The 20,855-nt window shown below is 45.3% G+C and carries 13 protein-coding genes and 1 tRNA gene; 8 read left to right on the top strand and 6 right to left on the bottom strand.

From position 1 onward, the window contains the following. Positions 1-36 precede the first annotated feature (36 nt). Positions 37-1,263, bottom strand: coding sequence for a phosphoserine phosphatase SerB (serB, locus tag DXD65_RS17710; RefSeq protein WP_005825474.1), 1,227 nt, complete (start codon positions 1,261-1,263; stop codon positions 37-39). A gap of 276 nt (positions 1,264-1,539) precedes the next feature. On the opposite strand from serB, the gene DXD65_RS17720 reads away from it, so the two are divergent. Further along, positions 1,540-2,040, top strand: coding sequence for a thioredoxin-like domain-containing protein (locus DXD65_RS17720; RefSeq protein ID WP_005825473.1), 501 nt, complete (start codon positions 1,540-1,542; stop codon positions 2,038-2,040). A 273-nt stretch (positions 2,041-2,313) separates the two neighbouring features. Here the strand turns inward: DXD65_RS17720 and DXD65_RS17725 are convergent, their stop codons facing one another. The 3 genes from DXD65_RS17725 to lon are packed head-to-tail and all read right to left on the bottom strand — an operon-like array spanning position 2,314 to position 7,054. Further along, on the bottom strand, positions 2,314-3,450 hold the full coding sequence (locus tag DXD65_RS17725) for an LptF/LptG family permease (protein ID WP_005825471.1): 1,137 nt from the start codon (positions 3,448-3,450) through the stop codon (positions 2,314-2,316). Next, a complete protein-coding gene (gene tgt, locus DXD65_RS17730; protein WP_005825470.1) occupies positions 3,447-4,577 on the bottom strand; it encodes a tRNA guanosine(34) transglycosylase Tgt in 1,131 nt (376 codons plus the stop codon). Before tgt ends, DXD65_RS17725 begins: the two co-directional genes overlap by 4 nt. Then, positions 4,574-7,054 carry an endopeptidase La gene (gene lon / locus DXD65_RS17735; RefSeq protein WP_035448539.1) on the bottom strand — a complete coding sequence of 827 codons (2,481 nt, stop codon included), beginning with the start codon at positions 7,052-7,054 and terminating at the stop codon, positions 4,574-4,576. The genes tgt and lon overlap by 4 nt, the downstream gene beginning before the upstream one ends. Positions 7,055-7,225: 171 nt before the next feature. Between lon and DXD65_RS17740 the strand changes: the two genes are divergently transcribed. Both DXD65_RS17740 and DXD65_RS17745 read left to right on the top strand, forming a co-directional pair. Beyond that, positions 7,226-7,933: a tRNA1(Val) (adenine(37)-N6)-methyltransferase gene (locus tag DXD65_RS17740; RefSeq protein ID WP_005825467.1), complete on the top strand. Its 708-nt coding sequence runs from the start codon at positions 7,226-7,228 to the stop codon at positions 7,931-7,933. Between the two features lie 86 nt (positions 7,934-8,019). After that, a tRNA-Pro gene (locus tag DXD65_RS17745) sits at positions 8,020-8,094 on the top strand. A 61-nt stretch (positions 8,095-8,155) separates the two neighbouring features. Here DXD65_RS17745 and DXD65_RS17750 read toward each other — a convergent pair. Both DXD65_RS17750 and DXD65_RS17755 read right to left on the bottom strand, forming a co-directional pair. Then, on the bottom strand, positions 8,156-9,121 hold the full coding sequence (locus DXD65_RS17750) for a sensor histidine kinase (RefSeq protein WP_057281063.1): 966 nt from the start codon (positions 9,119-9,121) through the stop codon (positions 8,156-8,158). Continuing rightward, complete coding sequence (locus DXD65_RS17755) at positions 9,118-10,491, bottom strand: sigma-54-dependent transcriptional regulator (RefSeq protein WP_034532868.1); 1,374 nt, start codon at positions 10,489-10,491, stop codon at positions 9,118-9,120. Before DXD65_RS17755 ends, DXD65_RS17750 begins: the two co-directional genes overlap by 4 nt. Positions 10,492-10,709: 218 nt before the next feature. On the opposite strand from DXD65_RS17755, the gene DXD65_RS17760 reads away from it, so the two are divergent. From DXD65_RS17760 to DXD65_RS17780, 5 genes are all read left to right on the top strand, one after another. Further along, the gene (locus tag DXD65_RS17760) at positions 10,710-12,197 is read left to right on the top strand and encodes a TolC family protein (protein ID WP_008664553.1); all 1,488 of its coding nucleotides are present in this window, start codon (positions 10,710-10,712) and stop codon (positions 12,195-12,197) included. A gap of 169 nt (positions 12,198-12,366) precedes the next feature. After that, on the top strand, positions 12,367-13,617 hold the full coding sequence (locus tag DXD65_RS17765) for an efflux RND transporter periplasmic adaptor subunit (RefSeq protein ID WP_005837154.1): 1,251 nt from the start codon (positions 12,367-12,369) through the stop codon (positions 13,615-13,617). 11 nt (positions 13,618-13,628) lie between these two features. After that, entirely contained in the window at positions 13,629-16,034 is a 2,406-nt protein-coding gene (locus tag DXD65_RS17770) for an ABC transporter permease (RefSeq protein ID WP_057097904.1), read from the top strand. Between the two features lie 11 nt (positions 16,035-16,045). Further along, a complete protein-coding gene (locus tag DXD65_RS17775) occupies positions 16,046-18,421 on the top strand; it encodes an ABC transporter permease (protein ID WP_117887840.1) in 2,376 nt (791 codons plus the stop codon). 18 nt (positions 18,422-18,439) lie between these two features. Further along, on the top strand, positions 18,440-20,839 hold the full coding sequence (locus tag DXD65_RS17780) for an ABC transporter permease (RefSeq protein WP_008664546.1): 2,400 nt from the start codon (positions 18,440-18,442) through the stop codon (positions 20,837-20,839). The last annotated feature ends 16 nt before the right edge of the window (positions 20,840-20,855 follow it).

Genomic DNA, 20,855 nt, shown 5'->3' on the forward strand with positions numbered 1-20,855 from the left:
ACAAAGATAGGACTTTTTTTTGAATGTACTAATGAATTAATGGATATCAATGTATGAATCCTTGAAACCTAAGAAGTAAAGTACCCCGTCCAAACCAATGGTGTTGATGGATTGCTTGGCATTGGCAACTACTTTGGGCTTTGCATGGAAAGCGATTCCAAGGCCGGCAATTCCCAGCATGGGCAGGTCGTTGGCACCGTCGCCTACAGCAATAGTCTGCGCAATATCCACTTTCTCCACCTGAGCTATCAAACGCAGCAACTCTGCCTTACGCTTACCGTCGACTACATCACCGAGATAGCGGCCGGTCAGTTTGCCATCCTCTATTTCCAGCTCGTTGGCATACACATAGTCTATACCGTACTTCTTCTGGAGGTACTGCCCGAAGTAGGTAAACCCTCCCGAAAGAATAGCTATCTTGTAACCGTATTTCTTCAAAACATACATCAGGCGATCCACACCTTCCGTAATGGGAAGATTTTCTGCAATTTCCTGCATCACGGACTCATCCAATCCTTTCAGCAAAGCCACTCGTTCGCGAAAGCTCTCAATGAAATCTATCTCACCACGCATGGCACGTTCGGTAATGGCCTTCACCTGGTCGCCCACACCCGCACGTATGGCCAATTCATCAATTACTTCTGTTTCAATCAGCGTAGAGTCCATATCGAAGCAAATGAGGCGGCGCATCCGGCGGTACATATTGTCCAACTGGAAAGAGAAATCCATTTCCAGTTCGGTTGCCAGTTTCATCAACTGCTCTTGCATGGCAATACGGTCTTTCGGAGTGCCACGAACGGAAAATTCGATGCAGGCGCGTGTACGCGATTCGCATTCGTCCAGCGGGATACGCCCTGTAAGGCGCTTGATGGCATCGATATTCATGCCTTGCTCTGCAAGAATACGGGTAACGGCAGATATTTGACGGGCAGACAACTTACGCCCCAATAAAGTAAGAATATAGCGGTTCTTTCCCTGCATATTCACCCAATCCTCGTACTCTTTGGTAGTAATGGGGTAGAAACGGACAGTCACTCCCAGGGAGGAAGCCTTGAAAAGCAGTTCCTTCATAATGAACCCCGAGTGTTGTTCTTCCGTCTTGCACAAAATGCCCAACGAAAGAGTATTGTGAATATCTGCCTGGCCAATATCCAGAATGGTAGCATCGTATTTAGCCAGAATTTCCGTTACGGAAGCTGTCAGTCCCGGACGGTCTTCACCCGTAATACGTATCAGGATGAGTTCAGTGTTCAATGGTTGCATAAGTCATCTTTTTGATAGAATAATAGGCTACAAAAGTAAGGAAAATTCCCGCTATTTATGCTAAATAACATAAAAATATGACTTTAAAAAGTAAGAAAAATGCTTGTTTATTTGGAAGTTTGTTTAGGAATTACTTACCTTTGCACCCGATTTCAGAATTAAAAGCTTTGATTATCAGTATCTTTATCACTATTCAAGGCTTTGACAAGACGATGTTCCGGGAAGAAATCACTGTTGAAGGACAGTCCCGGATAGTATTAACCAAAACCGTGCCGCATGAAATATGCAAAATGGATTTTTGTTGTATTACTAATAAGTTCCTTGACTTCTTTTGTAGAAAAAGACAAACCTACCGGAGGTTTGAATGTGGGTGACATGGCCCCGGATTTCAAAATCCAAACCATGTCGGCAGAGCAATCCCAAACCGAACTTTCAGACTTGAAAGGAAAGTATGTATTGCTCAGTTTTTGGGCAAGTTACGACGCGCAGTCCCGGATGCAAAACGCAAGTTTGAGCAATGCGCTTCGCTCTACTGCCCGCAACAATGTGAAGATGGTTTCAGTTTCATTCGATGAGTATCAGTCAATCTTTGAAGAAACCATCCGTAAGGACCAAATAGTTACGCCCACTTGTTTCGTGGAAACTAAAGGCGAATATTCCGGCCTCTTTAAGAAATATCGCTTAGGCCGCGGATTCACTAACTATTTACTGGATGATAATGGTGTAATTATTGCCAAAAACATCTCTGCTGCAGAACTTTCCGCTTACTTGAATTAAGCTTGCTGATGCCCGGTGCATACAACAGCAACTTAAAAAACCTGTAAGACGAAAGTGAGGGTGTTCCCTAGAAACCGACGTCTCTTTCCGGCAAAAAAGGGAACAGAACAAAAGAGGAAAATGAATACAACAAAAAGCCCCTCCCGCACTTGTACAACGCAAAAGTGGGAGGGGCTTCTTATTTTAATGGGCTTCCAGAGACAAACATCCTAAACCTCTGCTTTAGTACGCCAAACCTCAACTTGAGCAAGCTGAAGTAGAGGTTTAGAATGCTTATTTCGGCGCTTTCCTATATAGATAGAATGCAATGAAGGCATACATTATATTCGGTATCCACACAGCGATGACCGGAGGCATGTTGCCGTTCACGGCAAATGTGGAAGCAATGGTCTGAAACAGAATATAAGAGAAACTCAATGCCAAGCCTATACCTAAATGCAATCCCATTCCACCTTTCGTTTTCTTGGAAGACAAAGACACTCCAATCAGCGTCAGGATAAAGGAGGCAAACGACATGGCAATGCGTTTGTGGTACTCTATCTCAAATTCCTTAATGTTGGCAAAGCCGCGTTGCCGCTGCCTGTTGATGTACTCGCTTAGCTGAGGGCTGGTCAACATCTCCTGCTGGTTCTTCATAATCAGGAAGTCGGCAGGCTCCATAAAAAGGGTAGTGTCTATGCGGTCACCCTTCGTGATACTCTCCTTCATGCCATCCATCTGGCGAATCATATAATCCTTGATTTTCCACTTATGCACGGCCGTCGTGTCGTAGGTAATGGAACGGGCTGTAAGGTGGGAGACCAGTTGCTTGTCATTGAACTTGTCCAAAGAAAAGCGATAACCGGTCTTGCTGTAGTCTTCAAAACGTTCGATATAGGCAATTACCCCCGAATCCACTTCCAGCTGGATGTTCCGTGCCGTATTCGCCTTACGGGGTTTGTAGTACTTGTCCTCAAAATTGATACGTGTCACACTGCCTTTGGGAATGACATAGGACCCGAGGCAGAATGTTACTACCGCAATGATTGCTGCAGACACCATGTAAGGACGCAACATACGCTTGAAGCTCATTCCCGTAGAGAACATGGCAATAATTTCCGAGTTCTCCGCCAGTTTGGAAGTAAAGAAGATTACGGCGATAAACACGAACAGCGGACTGAACAGATTGGCAAAGTAGGGGATGAAGTTCAGATAATAATCAAAGACAATAGCATTCCACGGCGCTTCATGAGACATGAAGCGGTCCATCTTCTCGTTGAAGTCGAACACCACCGCAATGGAGATAATCAATGCAATGGCAAAGACATATGTACCCAGGAACTTCTTAATAATGTACCAGTCCAGCCGCTTCAGGAATTTACCTCTCGGCAGCTTTATATTCTTCCATATCCTCCAGTTCATTTTTCTCATAATCTTGTCGATACGCGTTTCACCATCATCGGTTTCCAGGTAGCAAAGTCGCCTGCAATGATATGCTTACGTGCCTCGCCTGCCAGCCACAGATAGAAAGCCAAGTTGTGGATAGATGCTATCTGCATGGCAAGCAGCTCTTGTGCATGGAACAGATGGCGCAAGTATGCCTTGCTGTACATGGTATCTACGTAGGAGGCACCGTCTGCTTCAATGGGAGAGAAATCCATTTCCCATTTTTTGTTGCGCATGTTCATGATGCCGTCCTTGGTAAACAACATGCCGTTGCGTCCGTTGCGGGTAGGCATCACACAGTCGAACATATCGACACCGCGTTCAATGCCTTCCAGGATGTTTACCGGGGTCCCGACTCCCATCAGATAGCGAGGCTTGTCTTTGGGAAGAATACCGTTCACCAGCTCAATCATCTCGTACATCTTGTCTACAGGCTCGCCCACAGCCAGACCGCCAATGGCATTACCGTCAGCACCTTTAGAGGCGACAAACTCTGCCGACTGCTCGCGGAGGTCGCGATAGACGCAACCCTGCACAATGGGGAATAAGGATTGCTGATAACCGTATTTCGGTTCTGTTTCGTTGAAACGCTTGATACAACGGTCCAGCCAGCGATGTGTCAATCCCAGTGATTTTTTGGCATATTCGTAGTCCGAATCCCCCGGAGGACATTCATCAAAGGCCATCATGATGTCTGCACCGATAGTCCGTTCTATATCCATCACCTTCTCCGGTGTAAAGATATGCTTGCTACCGTCGATGTGTGAACGGAATTCCGCACCTTCTTCGCGCAACTTGCGGATACCGGACAACGAGAATACCTGGAAACCGCCGCTGTCTGTCAGCATAGGACGGTCAAAGCCGTTGAACTTATGCAGTCCACCGGCTTTCTCTATCACTTCCAGTCCCGGACGCAGATAAAGATGATAGGTATTACCCAATATAATCTGCGCCTTTATATCCTCTTTCAGCTCAGGCAGATGCACGCCTTTCACTGTTCCCACTGTACCTACCGGCATAAAGATAGGTGTCTCAATCTGCCCGTGGTCAGTAGTAATCAGTCCGGCACGTGCATTGGTCTTGCTGTCTGTATATTGTAACTCGAATGTCATTCCTCTTTCTTTTCGGTCTTTTCTTTCTTTACGGACAAGTCGATGGCATCGGCTACTTTTTCATCAGTCAGCGCAATGGCAAACACTTCCTTAATATCTTTCACATAGTGGAAAGTCAGTCCTTTCAGATATATATCCTGTATCTCTTCTATATTCTTGCGGTTCTCGTCGCTCAAGATAATCTCCTTGATACCGGCACGCTTGGCAGCCAGTATCTTCTCCTTGATGCCTCCTACCGGAAGTACCTTACCGCGAAGTGTTATCTCTCCCGTCATGGCAAGATTGGCCTTCACCTTTTTCTGGGTGAGGGCAGAAGCGAGGGAGGTAGCCATCGTGATACCGGCAGACGGACCGTCTTTCGGAATGGCGCCTTCGGGCACATGGACATGGATGTTCCAGTTATCAAAAATCTCTTCGTCAAGATTCAGCAGGGAGGCATGCGCCTTGATGTATTCCAATGCCAGCATGGCCGACTCTTTCATTACATCACCCAAATTGCCGGTCAATGTCAAACGTCCACCCTTGCCACGGCTCAGGCTGGTTTCCACGAAAAGTATTTCACCACCTACGGCAGTCCACGCCAGACCGGTCACCACCCCTGCATACTCATTACCCTGATACTTGTCCCGGGTATATTCGGGTGCACCCAGGAATTCATACAAGTCTCCCGGTTTTATTTCGGTCTTCGCAAAATAACCGTCCGTAGCATATTGGCGTGCAGATTTACGGAGTATCTTTCCGATTTTCTTTTCCAGTTCGCGCACGCCGCTCTCACGGGTATAATTCTCTATAATGGTTTCCAGTGTGTTCTTCGGAATCTTGATATCATTCTTTTTCATACCGTTTGCCTCCAATTCCTTCGGAACCAGATGGCGGCGGGCAATCTCAATCTTTTCTTCCGTGATATAGCCGCTTACCTCAATCAGCTCCATACGGTCCAGCAACGGTCCGGGGATGGTATTCAGATTATTGGCAGTAGCGATGAACATCACTTTGGACAAATCATAGTCCACATCCAGAAAATTATCATGGAATGTAGTGTTCTGTTCCGGGTCGAGCACTTCGAGGAGGGCAGAGGAGGGGTCTCCCTGGCGGTCGGCACTCACCTTGTCTATTTCATCCAGAATAAATACCGGATTGGAGGAGCCTGCCTTTATCAGATTCTTGATAATCCGTCCCGGCATGGCACCGATATAGGTTTTACGATGACCGCGAATCTCAGCTTCATCATGCACGCCTCCCAGCGACATACGGATATACTTACGCTTCAAGGCGGCAGCAATGGAACGCCCCAAAGAGGTTTTTCCCACACCCGGAGGGCCATACAGGCAGATGATGGGTGATTTCATATCGCCTTTCAGCTTTAATACAGCAAGATGTTCCAGAATGCGTTCCTTCACCTTCTCCAAACCATAATGGTCTTTGTTCAGTGTCTTTTCTGCATTGACAAGGCTCAGATTATCCGTCGTATAAATGCCCCACGGCAAACTAAGCATCGTCTGCAGATAGTTCAGCTGCACGCTATAGTCGGGAGACTGAGGATGGGTACGTTCCAACTTATCCACCTCTTTCAGGAACGTAGCCTTCACCTCATCATTCCATTTGATGGTCTCCGCCTTCTTACGCATCTCCTCTATTTCCTGCTCTTGACCGCCGCCACCCAGCTCATCCTGAATGGTTTTAATCTGCTGCTGCAGGAAATACTCACGCTGCTGCTGGTCTATATCCTCACGTGCACGCATCTGGATAGACTCTTTGATTTCGGCAAGCTGCACTTCACGATTCAGAATCTCAAGCAGGCGGTAGGTACGCGCCCGCAAAGAGTCGATACGGAGCAGTTCTATCTTTTCGTCTTTCTTGAGTGGCAGGTTCGTACAGATAAAGTCTACCAAAAACATTGGATTGGTAATGTTCTTGATGGCAAATGCCGAATCCTGCGGAAACATATCGGATGACTTGATGTAGCGTACTGTCAAGTCTTTACACGCCTCTACCAATGCATGGAATTCCTTGTCATTCTTCTCCGGAAGTTCTTCATTCAGCGTAGCTATCCGTCCCTTCAGATAAGGAGTCGTATCCGTAATCTCCTTCAGTTCCATACGTTTGGAGCCTTGCAGAATGACTGTAGTTGTCTGGTCTGGCATTTCAAGCACACGTACTATCTTGGCAACTGTACCGATGGTATGTAAATCCTCAAACAGAGGTGTCTCTGTTTCAGCCACCTTTTGGCATACAACAGCTATATAAGAATTTTTCTTTTCTGCTTCACGCACCAATTTGAGGGAAGATTTTCTTCCTACAGATACCGGCATAAACACCCCAGGGAACAATACCATATTTCGGAGAGGCAATATCGGTAAAACCTCTTCTACCTCAATGTCCATCAATTGTTCTTCATTCCCCTCAAAATCAGCAATTACAGAGAAAGCGTTTCCGCTTCTATCTTCGACATCACTCAGGTAATTTCTTTTCTTCATTTCTTTCTTTTTAGTTTATGTCATATTGGCAGGCCAATAAAGCGCCTGCAAAGTTAAGCTATTTCTTCATAAATAAACGTTCTTCACCCTTTAAAAAGACAAAAACAGTGCCAATTTTATGACAAATATGCAGGCTTTGATTATTTTTGAGCCCAATTAAAGAAGATAAACATGCCAAAATCATCTTTTAAGTTTAAACAATTTACCATATTTCATGATAAATGCGCCATGAAGGTCGGCACAGATGGTGTACTACTTGGGGCATGGGCCCCGGCAGACAAAGCAAAGCGTATACTGGACGTTGGAACCGGTACCGGATTAATAGCCTTACAGTTAGCGCAAAGGAATCCGCATGCCCGGATTACTGCAATCGAGATAGATGCGGCTGCAGCCGGACAAGCCACAGAAAATGTATCTCACTCTCCATGGGCCGATAGAGTAGAGGTCATATGTCATGATTTCCGAGATTATCAGCCGGAAAACAGATTTGACCTCATCGTTTCCAATCCTCCCTATTTTATAGATGCGTTGAAATGTCCTGACGAACAAAGGTGCACAGCACGGCATGCGGGCAATTTGAATTACGATTTACTGTTTCATCGTTCGGCATCTTTGCTTGAAGAGCAAGGAGTCGTAAGCATCATTATTCCAGCGGAAGCTGAAAAAACGGTTGTGGATACAGCTTGGAACCATAAGTTGTTTCCATTGCATCGTGTGCAAGTCTTCACCAAGCCCGGAAAACCGTGCAGACGGGTATTGCTGAACTTTGGTTTTGAAGCAAAAGAGTGTAGAGAAGAGAAACTCTGTATTGAGGTGAATCACAATGAGTTTACCCCTGAATATGTAGCTTTAACGAAAGATTTCTATCTGAAAATGTAATTTTAATTGCATAAAACTTGCCTAAATGTTTGGTTGGTATCAGAATTGTTTTTACCTTTGCACTCGCTTTTCAGAAGTAAAGTATTCGGGGTGTAGCGCAGTCCGGTTAGCGCACCTGCTTTGGGAGCAGGGGGTCGTGGGTTCGAATCCCGCTACCCCGACAGAAATTAATAAGCTACTGATTTTTCAGTAGCTTATTTTTGTATATACCCTCTTTCCCACTTATCCAAATAGCAGCGTAAAGCAACTCCCTTTTCCCACAGTAGACTGCACCGTGATATTCCCTCCATGCCGGTTCATCACTTGTTTACATAAACTGAGCCCGATGCCCGAACCGGAAGGCTTGGTGGTGAAGAACGGTACAAAAATCTTATCTTGCACTTCCGGCAGAATGCCTTCACCATTGTCACTGACAGTGATTAGGCATTGCCACGAGAGGGCGGGTAGCATCTTCACTTCTATCCGGGGATGCTCTTTCCTGCTACATGCCTCTTTGGCATTTTTAATCAGATTAATCAGTACTTGTTCTATCTGTGTCCGGTCTATCTGGAGTATGCGGTCGGTCTCCGGAAGCTCTATCCGGATATACTCTTCCGAAAACAGCTTCTGCAAATCCTGCAACAGCTCGCGGACGGCAACCGGACGACGGACGGGGGCGGGAAGTCTTGTCAGCTTCCGGTAATTCTCCACAAACTCCAACAACCCCTTACTACGGCGGTGGATAGTCTGCATTCCCTGCCGCATGACGGGATAGTTCTTTTCCGACATTTCCCGCTCGCTCAAGGTTTCGGAGAGGGAGATGATGGGAGTGATTGAATTCATTATTTCGTGCGTCAGCACACGTATCAGCTTTTGCCACGCTTCCATCTCATTGCGTTCCAGCACGCGGGTACGGAAATTCCTCATCGCTTCGGAAAGCTCGTCCACCATATCCTCCATAGACCGGTTCTTGTAGGGAGAACGGAACGACAGCATCATGTCGTCATAGCGCAGGCTCTCTGCCAGATGGCGCATCATGCGCACCTGCATCATCTGCAGGCGGTACAGATGAACGGCAATCGCCAGCAATATCAAAAAAGCCATCAGTGCACTGAACCACAGTCCGGCATCCACCAGCAGATAAACGCCGACCGAAAGGAAGGCTATGCCGATGATGTGCAGTGCCACAATCAATGAATATCGTTTCATAAGCCCAGTTTTTCAAGTTTCCGGTACAAGGCGAAGCGAGTAATGCCCAAGTATTCGGCGGCACGGGTCACATTTCCTTCACTGAGCCGCATGGCACGTTCCACAGCCTGCCGTTCCAATTGCTCCAAGTTGAGGACTTCTTCTTCCTTCTTCTGACGGGAAACAGAAGCTTGGAACATAAAGTTCTCCGGACGAAGCAGAGAACCGTCTCCCAATATGACAGCACGTTCCACTGTATGCTGCAACTCACGTACATTACCCGGCCAGGCATATTTCAACAACTTGTTTTTCGCCTCCCGGGTCAGCCCGCGCATCTCTTTCTGATATTTGCGGGCATACCGTTGCAGGAAATACTCTGCCAGCAGGAGGATGTCGTTTCCGCGTTCCCGCAGAGGTGGAATATGCAACTCGATGGTGTTGATGCGATACAGCAGGTCTTGGCGGAAGTCTCCTTCGTCCACCAGCCGACGGATGTCTGCATTGGTGGCGCAGATGAGCCGCACATCAATGGGCGTAGCCTGCGTACTTCCCAAACGACTGATACAACGCTTTTCGATGGCAGTCAGCAATTTGGCCTGCATGGGCAGGGAAAGGTTACCTATCTCGTCCAGAAAAAGCGTACCGCCGGTTGCCACTTCCATACGTCCAGCTTTCGCTTTCCGTGCATCGGTGAAGGCGCCTTTCTCGTAGCCGAACAACTCGCTTTCGAACAACTGTTCGGGGATACTGCCGAGGTCTATCGTGACAAACGGCTTTCCATAGCGGGGAGAATTGCGGTAAAGCATACGGGCAATCACATCCTTTCCAGTTCCATTCTCACCTAATATAAGAATGTTGGCATCCGCATCGCGCAACTTCTCCACAGTAGAGAAAACTTGCTGCATGACGGGAGAATCACCGATAATAATCTCTTCGGAGCCTCCCGTTGTGGCATTGCTCAGTACTTCCACCTGCTCTTTCAGCAGATTTATCTCGGTGCGCGAACGGCGCAACTTCATGCCCGAAGAAAGGGTCGCCAACAATTTTTCCTTCTCCCACGGCTTGGGAATGAAATCCGTAGCCCCCGCTTTGATGGCACGCACTGCCTTGTCCGTATCCGCGTAGGCAGTCATGAAGATGACCACTGCTTGCGGGTCGATACTCAGAATCTGCTTCAAGCTGTCGAAACCTTCCTGACCACTGATGGCATCACGGCTGAAATTCATATCCAGCAGAATAATGTCCGGACGGAAAGTGGTCATAAAATGCTCGATGCGGTCGGGGGTCACCGCCACCTTTATCTTCTCGGCGTAGGGTTCGAGAAGAAGGTTCAGTGCAAAAAGCACATCCTCGTTATCATCTACAATCAATATTTTACCAAACTGCTCCATATCTGTTTTCTTTTCGTGCAGGCAAGGCCTACACAATCCCACATCTCTTGTACGGGCAAAGATAAGTATAATATCCATGTGTTGTGCGTGCATTATCGCACTATTTTTGTGCGCAACTGCACACGTTTGGAAAGCTTCGAACCACAACAAACACTTATAATACAACAACTTATACTTATGGCATAGAATTTGAACTTTATAGAGTAAAGAAAACAACTATGCACCGGAATATATTTTTATTGCTTATTACATTCAGTCTGACGTCGAGTGCCGTTGCCCAAGAGCACACGTTGGAGCTGACTTTGGAAGAAACCATCGAGCAGGCCCGCCAGCAGTCGCCCGACGCCCAAAATGCCCGCCATAGCTTCCGTTCCGCTTATTGGAACTACAAATACTACTGTGCCAACTACCTGCCGACGCTCAAGCTTACTTCCAATCCCTATCTGGACCGTGCTATCAACAAAGTGACCCAAAGCGATGGCAACGTCAAGTTCATAGAGCAGAACCTGCTGAGCACTGACCTAACACTGAGCCTGACACAAAACGTGCCGTGGACCGGAGGAACCTTTTTCATTGAAACGGCTGCGCAGCGCCTCGACCTTTTCAGCAGTGACACCTATTCCTGGCAGACTTCACCCGTCAACATCGGATACAGCCAGTCCTTGTTTGGCTACAACAGCCTGAAGTGGGACCGGCGCATCGAACCTATCCGTTATCGCGAAGCCAAGAAAACCTACGTAGAAACCCTTGAGCTTGTTGCCGCCAATGCCACAGAGAAGTTCTTCAACCTGGCCAAAGCACAAAGCAACTACGAAATAGCCAACGCCAACTACGCCAATGCCGACACCTTATATATATATGCGCAAGGACGATATAACATCGGCACCATCAGCGAAAACGAAATGTTGCAGCTCGAACTCAACAAACTGACCGAAGAAACCAACTGCATGAATGCCCGCATCGAAGTGGAAAACTGCATGCAGGAACTCCGTTCCTACCTCGGCATCCAAGAAGACCTCCTTATAAAGGTGAGAATAGACAACCGCGTGCCCGACCTGCACATCGACCTGGATGCCGCGCTGATGCTTGCCAACGAAAACAGTCCGGAGATACAGAACATGCTACGCCGCAAGGTGGAAAGCGAGAGTGCCGTGTCGCGCGCCAAGGCCAATGCCGGACTGAAGGCAGACATCTACCTGCGCTTCGGCTTGACACAAACTGCCGACAAGCTGAAAGATGCCTACCGGAATCCACTGGACCAGCAGTACGTCAGCTTGGGCATTACCCTCCCAATCCTGGACTGGGGGCGCGGAAGGGGACAAGTACGCGTGGCCCGTTCTAACCGAGACCTTGTCTACACGCAGGTAGAGCAAGACAAGACGGATTTCGACTTGAACGTACGGAAACTCGTAAAGCAATTCAACCTGCAGGCGCAACGGGTAAACATAGCCGCCCGCACGGACCATACAGCCCAACGACGCGCCGAAGTAGCCCGAAAACTCTATCTGCTCGGCAAGTCCTCGGTACTCGACCTCAATGCATCCATCACGGAAAAAGATACGGCCCGGAGAAGCTATATAACGGCTTTGTACAACTATTGGAGTTTGTACTATGCACTGAGAAGCATCACGCTATATGACTTTGAAAAAGAGAGGCCACTGGCAGAAGACTTGGAAAGGGTTACTAATGAAGAATCTATACAGTAATAGAATCGTGGAATAGTTTTAGTAAAAACTGGCCGGAGATTTACTAAAACTCCGGTGACGATTTACTAAATCTCCGGTAAAGTTTTAGTAAAACTCGGAACCCTTATTCAGAAGTACTTCTGAAGGGGGTATCTGAAAAGTAAAAAAAGAGTATATAAAATATTGCATTATGGATATAAAACTTGAAAAGAAACCCTGGTACATCCGTTACCGCTACTATCTGGCGGGAGGCGTTGCCTTCCTTGCCTTCCTGATTTATGTAGTCACCCTTTCGCTGGGTCCCAGCAAACTGCGTATCGAGCAGGACAACATACAGATAGCCGAAGTCAAGAACGGCAAATTTATGGAATATGTAGATGTGGAGGGAGTGATTCAGCCCATCCTTACCATCAAGGTCAATGCACGTGAAGCCGGAAGCGTGGAACGCATCATAGGAGAGGAGGGGAGCCTGCTCCGGCAAGGAGATACCATCCTCGTCATGGAAAACCCCGACCTGCTGCGCAGTATCGAAGACCAGCGCGACGACTGGGAAAAGCAGCTTATCACCTACCGCGAAAAAGAAATTGAAATGGAGCAGAAAAGCCTGAACCTGCAACAACAAGCCCTGCAGACCGATTATGACCTCAACCGCCTGCGCAAGAGTTTTGCCCTTGACAAGGAGGAGTACCGCATGGGCATCAAGAGCAAGGCGCAGCTCGAAGTTTCCGAGGACGAATACAACTATAAAGTGAAAAATGCCCATCTTCAAAGGGAAAGCCTCCGTCATGACTCTGCCGTCACCGTCATCCGCAAAGACCTCATCAGGAACGACCGCGAACGGGAACGGAAGAAGTATGAACGCGCCTGCGAACGGCTCGGCAACCTGGTGGTGAAAGCTCCCGTCGCCGGCCAGCTCAGTTTTGTCAAGGTGACTCCGGGACAGCAGGTCGCTTCCGGTGAAAGCATTGCGGAAATCAAGGTGCTGGACCAATATAAAGTGCATACTTCCCTGAGCGAATACTACATCGACCGCATTATCACCGGATTGCCTGCCACCATCAATTATCAGGGAAGAAAATACCCGTTGCGCATCACGAAAGTGGTTCCCGAAGTCAAAGACCGCACGTTCGACGTAGACCTCGTCTTCACCGGTGACATGCCCGACAACGTACGTGTAGGCAAAAGCTTCCGGGTACAGATAGAACTCGGCCAGCCGGAGGAGGCGCTCGTCATTCCGCGCGGCAACTTCTACCAGAGTACCGGAGGACAATGGATTTACAAACTGAACGCCGCAAAGACAAAAGCCGTGCGCGTGCCGCTTGGCATCGGTCGCCAAAATCCGCAACAATACGAGATTACGGAAGGTTTGCAGCCCGGAGATTGGGTAATTACAACGGGATATGATACCTTTGGCGAGGCGGAAGAATTGATAATGAAATAAAACTACGCACTATGAGACAAATAATCTTAGCCATCAATGCATTGCTGAAATTCAAAGCATACACCCTTATCAATGTATTGGGACTGGCGTGCAGTTTGGCTTGCGTACTCACCGTAGCCCGATATATCCACCAAGAAAATACAGTGAACCAATGCTTTCCCGAATATAAACGCATTTGCCTGATAAAAACCTCTACCAGCAGTGGTGAGAACTTCTTGGGAGGCTACCGGTCGGGATTGGAAAAGGATCCTGCCGTAGAACAATTTACGGTGATTTATCAAATATCAGATATGCCCGTTCTGTTCGGTGAACAAGAAATTGCAGCGAACGCTTTTTCCGTAGACAGCACCTTCTTCAAAATCTTTCCATATAGGGTGATTGCCGGAAGCGGAAGAATAGTCCGCCCGAGGGATGTTGTCATCACCCGTTCTTTTTGGAAGAAGAAGCTGGGAGGGAAGAATGCCATAGGCGCTACTTTCAAAAACACAAAAGGGAATAAATTCACTATTATAGGAGTGGTGGACGACCCCGATACCAAGACATCATGGATGCCGGATATATTTATGTCGGATGAACTGGACGAATTCCTTTTTTTCGACCCTATATACGCCATGCTGATGGCACCGGATACAGACATTGCACTGCTGAATAAAAAGTATTCAAAAGAACACCCCCGCAGCAAATGGAGCACTTATGAGACAGTACGCTATCAGTATTTGCCTTTGAAAGATTTATATTACGATAAAGACCACGGAAAAGAAAACAAGAACTATCAATATGGCAACCAAAGCTATGTCCGGGTATTGATGGTAGTAGCCTTCCTGGTAGGTATCATAGGGCTGCTGAACTTCATCAACATCTACACTGTCATCATGTCCAAGCGGTCAAGAGAGTTTGGGGTGAAAAAAGTGTTCGGTGCAGGCAGGACAGACATTTTCCTGCAAATATATGCCGAGAACATCTTATTGACGGGACTGGCATTACTCCTTTGCTGGGCTTTAATAGAAATAACCAGGTTTTTCTTTTTCCATGAACTTTATATACCTACCACAACAGACTCCGGCTTTGACCGGAAGGTCTCTGCCATCGTACTTTTAGGATTGCCATTGCTGACTACTGTTTATCCGTTCTTGAAATACACATGTAGCAGACCCGTCAACTCCATACGCGAGCTGGCATCTTCACGCTTTTCCACACGGTCACGCATGATATTACTGTGTTTTCAATATGTCGTAACCATCTTTATAATAACCGTTTCTCTATTCTTTGTACGGCAGTTGGAGTATATGCTCTGCGCCGACCTCGGTTTCCGCTCGCACGATGTGATAACTTGCCGGATGTATGTCGATAAATTGGGCTTATATAAAACAACTAAAGAGGAGGGATTGGATGAAGGAAAAAGACAGTATATAAGTAATGCTTTGGTCAATAAACGAATGAGTGAAAGCACTCTGTTTGAGCATTGGAGCAGAGGAAACGACTTGCTGTTCACCGACTTCCGTTTTGACAGTTTTGCGCTCAACAGAGCCGAAAACGGTTTCCATCCGGCATTATCTGCACATTTAACGACCCACTCCATGGCAATATACGATTTTCAACTTGTAGAGGGGCGCCTATGGAACGACTCCATAGATGAAGCGTTCACCAAAAACAGTTTCAAGGTAATTATCAACGAAACCGCTAAAAGAGTCTATGGAATAAAAGACATCACCAAAGACAAGCTGCAACCTGAAGAACCACACTACGCCTCAAGCAGCTTACCGGATTTCTACAATCCACCTTGCGAGATAGTAGGGGTCATAAAGGATTTCAATGTTCGGCACCTTTCACAATCCATCCAACCGGTTGTCATCTATTATCACGATGCAAGCATAGGCGGAATTTATACTGTTACAGCCTCGTATAAGCACGAGAATAAAGCCAAAGTCATTGATTTCCTGCGCCGCTTATACGAAGAATCTACGGGAAGAACCGACTTTGAATATACGCTGATAGAAGATGAACTCCAAAAGATGTATCGTGAAGACCGTCAAGTGGTGAACATTTATACGCTCTTTGCCGGAATAGCCATTTTCATCTCTTCATTGGGATTATTGTCAATATCCTTGTTCGATATTCGGCAACGTTACCGTGAGATAGGTTTACGCAAAGTGAACGGTGCGCAAGCAAAGGATATTTACCCCTTACTCATTAAAAAGTATCTCTCGGTCATGGGAGTCGCCACTTTGCTATCCATACCCTTGTCATGGATTGCCATTACCCTCTATTTGCAGGATTTTGCCCACAAAGCCCCTTTGACATTCGACTTGTTTGCCGTAGCAGTAGCCATAACAACTGCCATCTCCTTGTTGACTATTATTAGGCAAATCAGCAAGGCTGCCAACATCAATCCGGCAAGCATTATGAAAAACGAATAAAAGACACGAATATGAAACTCATACTATTATATATCCGAACATTAAGTAGGTTTAAAGTATATACGGTAATCAATATTATCGGACTGGCACTGAGCTTGGCTTGTGTCATTATTATATTCCGCTACGTGAAGCAGGAAAATGATGTAGATTGTTATAGTCCCAACAAAGACCGGATAGGCATCATGGTGCAGGAATACAAAGATGACAACAATAAAACGGCAGTTATCGGAGGTCCCCTCGAAGATGCAGACATAGAAGCGATGTCCACTTTCGTATGGTTCAATAAAGACTATATCATAAAGGAAGAAAAACATATTGATGTAGAAACGATTGTAGCAGACAGCTTGTTTCTAATAGTGACTGATTTTCCCATGAAATATGGAAAAGCCGAATCATGGGCGGCGTCTCCACAAACCGCCTTTATCACAGAAGAGCTGAGTGAGAAACTATTCGGGAACATAAATTCTATCGGCAAAACCATTGAATACTCTACCGGTGACCCTCTTACGGTGACCGGAGTTATCGGCAAAGACAGAGGGAAACGCTCGCTTCATTTCGACTTGCTTGTTCCTGAAACATTGCAGAAGGATTGGGAGTTCCGTTTCCCGATGAAAATGGCATTAATTCATAAAGGGGCTTCCTTTACGAAGATAAATGCACGGCATGCAGCGTTCCGGCAATCTCCACGTGCTGCGGATGTTGAATTCAGGTATCAACTGCTTCCCATGCGTGAAGTGTATTTTCATCCAGCCATTGATGTTTGGCAGGACATGCTGCAAAGGGGGAATTTACCACAGCTACATCTATTGGCACTTGTTGCTGTACTAATTTTAATTGTAGGCATCTTCAATTTTATGAGTCTTTATACGGTTGTATTATTGAAACGAAGCAAAGAATTCGGACTAAAGAAGGTTTTTGGAAACAATTCAGCACAGCTATTCTCCCAACTATATATCGAGAATTTATGTCTGACACTTGTATCATTGTTTATAGCCTGGTTCCTTGTCGAGATTTCTGCCTTTCCCTTAAATAAATATTTTGATGTCATTCAACAGCCTAATGGTATATTTGACATAGGAATAACCATAGCTATCCTGATTTTACTGCCATTGACAGCTTCAATCTATCCGTTTTTTAAATTCAAATACAACACGCCTATCCATTCATTACGGAAAATAGGCAGTGGTGAAAAATCGTCTGTTGTAAGAAACCTCTATCTGAGTATTCAGTATATCGTGGCATTCATTCTAATAGTTGTTTCCATGTTCTTCGCCAAACAACTGTATGAAATGACTCACATAGATTTAGGCTATGACACAGATTCTATCGTTAAAGTCCATTTTGAACGCTATGAACGCAAACAGCCTACCACTGAAGCAGAATATCTGAAACAGACCTCCTTGCGCAAAGCCTCCAAAGAAAATATATCCACTGCAATGAATGCCTCTCCTTTATTCACGGCATGGAATTACTCTTTATCCCCCTATGAATATTTCACCGAATCTCCGGTACTTTTCCGCAAGTTCGGAGAAACCAATTTCAAACAATTGTATTGCATTCCCATTACAGAAGAAGAAATAAGATTTCATGGCTTCCGTTTATCCCAGGGACGTTTATGGGATGCCGACATCGACCATGAAGGTGAAGCCAAACTGATTCTCAATCAAAAAGCCATGCAACTCTTCGGACTCGAAAGCGCAATCAATGCCCGGCTGGAACCCCAACAACCTTTATGGCCGCGTAGGGATTTGAACCCTTATCAGATTATAGGTATCGTCGAAGATTTTTATTGCGGACATTTATCCCAACCGGTTCTTCCTATAGCTTTTATATACGGTGAAACATATCTTTCACAAATTCCTTTGCAAGCTAAAATTGCTCCAGGACATCAAAAAGATGCCGTTGCCTTCCTGGAAAACCTACACAACGACAATGCTGATGGAGCCTTCAATTATACTTTTGCAAAACAGGAAGTTGAGAATCTCTATAAGTCAGACAAGCAAATAACCATCACCTATTCCTTTTTCGCCTTTATGGCCATTCTAATATCCTCAATAGCTTTGTTTGGATTGTCCTTATTTGACATACAACAAAGATACCGGGAAATAGCTATACGAAAAGTACATGGCGCTACACATAAGGAAATTTTATTGTTATTACTCAAAAAATACATTATCATATTAGCAATGTCATTTTTGATTGCCATTTCTATATCTTATTGGGGAATAACCATTTATCTGAAAGATTTTGCCTACAAAGCCAACATCAGCAGCTGGTTGTTCATTATTGCAGCAATCATCATATCATTAATTTCCATATTAACATTGGTTTATCAAGTAAAAAAGGCTGCACGACAGAATCCGGCGGAAGTAATCAAAAGCGAATAATACAATAATGATACTATTATGATAAGACATTATATTAAAACAGCATTCAGAAACCTATTAAAGTACAAGGCACAGAATATCATCTCTATCATCGGACTGTCGGTAGGTATACTTTGTTTTAGTATCTGCCTATATTGCAGCCGCTATATAAATTCTACCGACAAGTGCTTTACCCACTGGGAACGCATTGCAGACATAAACCTATACACTCCAGCAGAAGAACCTTATTCCGGAACTCCCGCTACGTTGTTTGAGAGTCTGCGCCAATTGCAATTCCAAGAAGTAGAAGCATTTACTTTTGTTGCCTATCCCCGCCCACGTAGCTACAATGTGGAAACTATCGACAAGGAAGAACTGCCTTACGAAGATTTATATGCTATGGAAGTAGATACAGCCTACCATAGCGTGTTCACCCCGGAAGTATTACAAGGTTCATGGGCTGTAGCATCGCAAACTCCCAATGCCGTGATACTGACACGCTCTCTGGCACACAAAATATTTGGTCTCGGAGAGAATCCGATAGGAAAGCGAATGACCTTAGCACAACGGCTTTTCTCTTCACCTGATACCACACCACGAACAGGAGGTACCATCTATACCATACAAGCGATAATAGAAGATATTCCATTGAATACCAGCCTTAGCTTTCTCCAAAAGATTGATATGTTAATCTTGAACGACAGCGAAGGACTTATACAATTCGATGGACGAGACAGTATGACCGGTGGACTTACTTTTGCTCTTCTTCGTCCGGGCAAAACATCCGCGCAACTTGAAGCCAGTTTCCGTGCAATGGACTTGAAGCACACAATATTCAATGAGAAAAATACCGTATCAGCCTCGAATTTCGGAAAACTTTTTCGGGAGAAATCCGTTGCCCCTTACTTTGCCGGAATCACATTCATTGTCGGCCTTTTGATTCTACTGACTGGTCTACTCAACTTTTTTCATTTTTTGACGGGGAGTTATCTGAACCGTTCGCACGAGTTCGGCATTCGTAAAGTGAATGGAAGTAATGGCAACAAACTATTTTGGTTACTTTTTACCCAAGCCATTATCATTTCGTTCATAGCCTTCTTATTGACTTTCTGTCTGATAGAAATATTTACCCCTTACCTTTCATTCTCTTTATTTGATTTCACATTAGTCATTGAACGGGACCTATTATTGATACAGACAATAGAATATATGGCAGGCGTTATTTTACTATGCTTATTACTCTGCTTGTTTACCGTATGGAGGATGAAGCATGCCTCCATCCAGTCAAGTATTTACAAGAACAAATCCAAACGCCACAAACAGAAGATACGAAATTGTCTTTTGGGTATCCAATTTTTCATCTGTTGGTTATTCATAGTCTTTACAGTCGCTTTATATTTGCAGGCTAACAAGACCGGTTCCACACTGTTCAACACACTGACAGAAAAAGAAAAGTCCGAAATCATCAGTATTCCTATGGATTACCGTTTTATGAAAAATGACGAAAAGCTTGCTCTCATAGAGCGCATCAGTCAACATCCGGATATAAAAGATAAAATGCTGACAGATATTAATTATCTGAAAGGTATTTCGGGAACAAGCATGCAGACAGAAAAAGATAACCGGGAAAGTAGCCTTGAAGTCAATATAATGAATGTTCCTAATAACTTTTTCGAGTTTATGAATATCCCCATTCTCTCCGGGCATGTCCTGAAGACAAATAGTGACATGGTAGCAGACCGTAAATTGGTAGAACGTATAAAGAAGGATTTACTGGGAACCACCTTGTACAATTATCAAGATAGCTACACGGTATGCGGCATTTGTTCCGATTTTGTAGCCGACACTTACAATCAGAGCCAGGGCTTCGTCTTTCTGCCTTGTGATTTCAAATATTATGTAGGTCATTGCTATTTGAAGTGTGTACCCGGAAAAGCAGAAGAAGTAGAGGCTTTCGTTAAGAAAATGCTGGAAGAGAATCTTCCACCGAGTATACAATTACACATTTCGACCTTGCAGGAAGACATTCACCAAGCGCAAGCCATCGAGAACAACATGAAAGGGATAATCTTATTCTTCTCATTTGTCAGCCTTATAATCACTTTATTAGGCGTCTATTCGGCAATCACACTGGATACGGAACGCAGACAAAAGGAAGTGGCAATCCGTAAAGTAAATGGTGCAGGATTGAAACAGATTATCATATTGTTTGCCCGTACGTATATTTATCAGCTTGTACTCTCGGCAACAATGGCATTTCCTTTATGTTATGCCATACTGCAGTTATGGAAAAACATGTATATCGTATTCTTTAATGACGGCCCGCTATTTTGGATTTCAATCTTCATAATCGTAGCTGTCATTACTACTCTGACTATTATTTTCCGTATTCTGAAAATAGCAAGGACAAATCCGGCAGAAGTCATTAAAAACGAATAAGAAAATATATTTACCT

The sequence above is a fragment of the Bacteroides sp. 4_1_36 genome (assembly GCF_003466325.1).
Lineage (GTDB): Bacteria > Bacteroidota > Bacteroidia > Bacteroidales > Bacteroidaceae > Bacteroides > Bacteroides uniformis.

Bases quoted from the DNA above. Each gene is read 5' to 3' on its own strand.
- serB (WP_005825474.1), bottom strand. From the start codon at position 1,263: ATGCAACCATTGAACACTGAACTCATCCTGATACGTATTACGGGTGAA.
- DXD65_RS17720 (WP_005825473.1), top strand. From the start codon at position 1,540: ATGAAATATGCAAAATGGATTTTTGTTGTATTACTAATAAGTTCCTTG.
- DXD65_RS17725 (WP_005825471.1), bottom strand. From the start codon at position 3,450: ATGAGAAAAATGAACTGGAGGATATGGAAGAATATAAAGCTGCCGAGA.
- tgt (WP_005825470.1), bottom strand. From the start codon at position 4,577: ATGACATTCGAGTTACAATATACAGACAGCAAGACCAATGCACGTGCC.
- lon (WP_035448539.1), bottom strand. From the start codon at position 7,054: ATGAAGAAAAGAAATTACCTGAGTGATGTCGAAGATAGAAGCGGAAAC.
- DXD65_RS17740 (WP_005825467.1), top strand. From the start codon at position 7,226: ATGCCAAAATCATCTTTTAAGTTTAAACAATTTACCATATTTCATGAT.
- DXD65_RS17750 (WP_057281063.1), bottom strand. From the start codon at position 9,121: ATGAAACGATATTCATTGATTGTGGCACTGCACATCATCGGCATAGCC.
- DXD65_RS17755 (WP_034532868.1), bottom strand. From the start codon at position 10,491: ATGGAGCAGTTTGGTAAAATATTGATTGTAGATGATAACGAGGATGTG.
- DXD65_RS17760 (WP_008664553.1), top strand. From the start codon at position 10,710: ATGCACCGGAATATATTTTTATTGCTTATTACATTCAGTCTGACGTCG.
- DXD65_RS17765 (WP_005837154.1), top strand. From the start codon at position 12,367: ATGGATATAAAACTTGAAAAGAAACCCTGGTACATCCGTTACCGCTAC.
- DXD65_RS17770 (WP_057097904.1), top strand. From the start codon at position 13,629: ATGAGACAAATAATCTTAGCCATCAATGCATTGCTGAAATTCAAAGCA.
- DXD65_RS17775 (WP_117887840.1), top strand. From the start codon at position 16,046: ATGAAACTCATACTATTATATATCCGAACATTAAGTAGGTTTAAAGTA.
- DXD65_RS17780 (WP_008664546.1), top strand. From the start codon at position 18,440: ATGATAAGACATTATATTAAAACAGCATTCAGAAACCTATTAAAGTAC.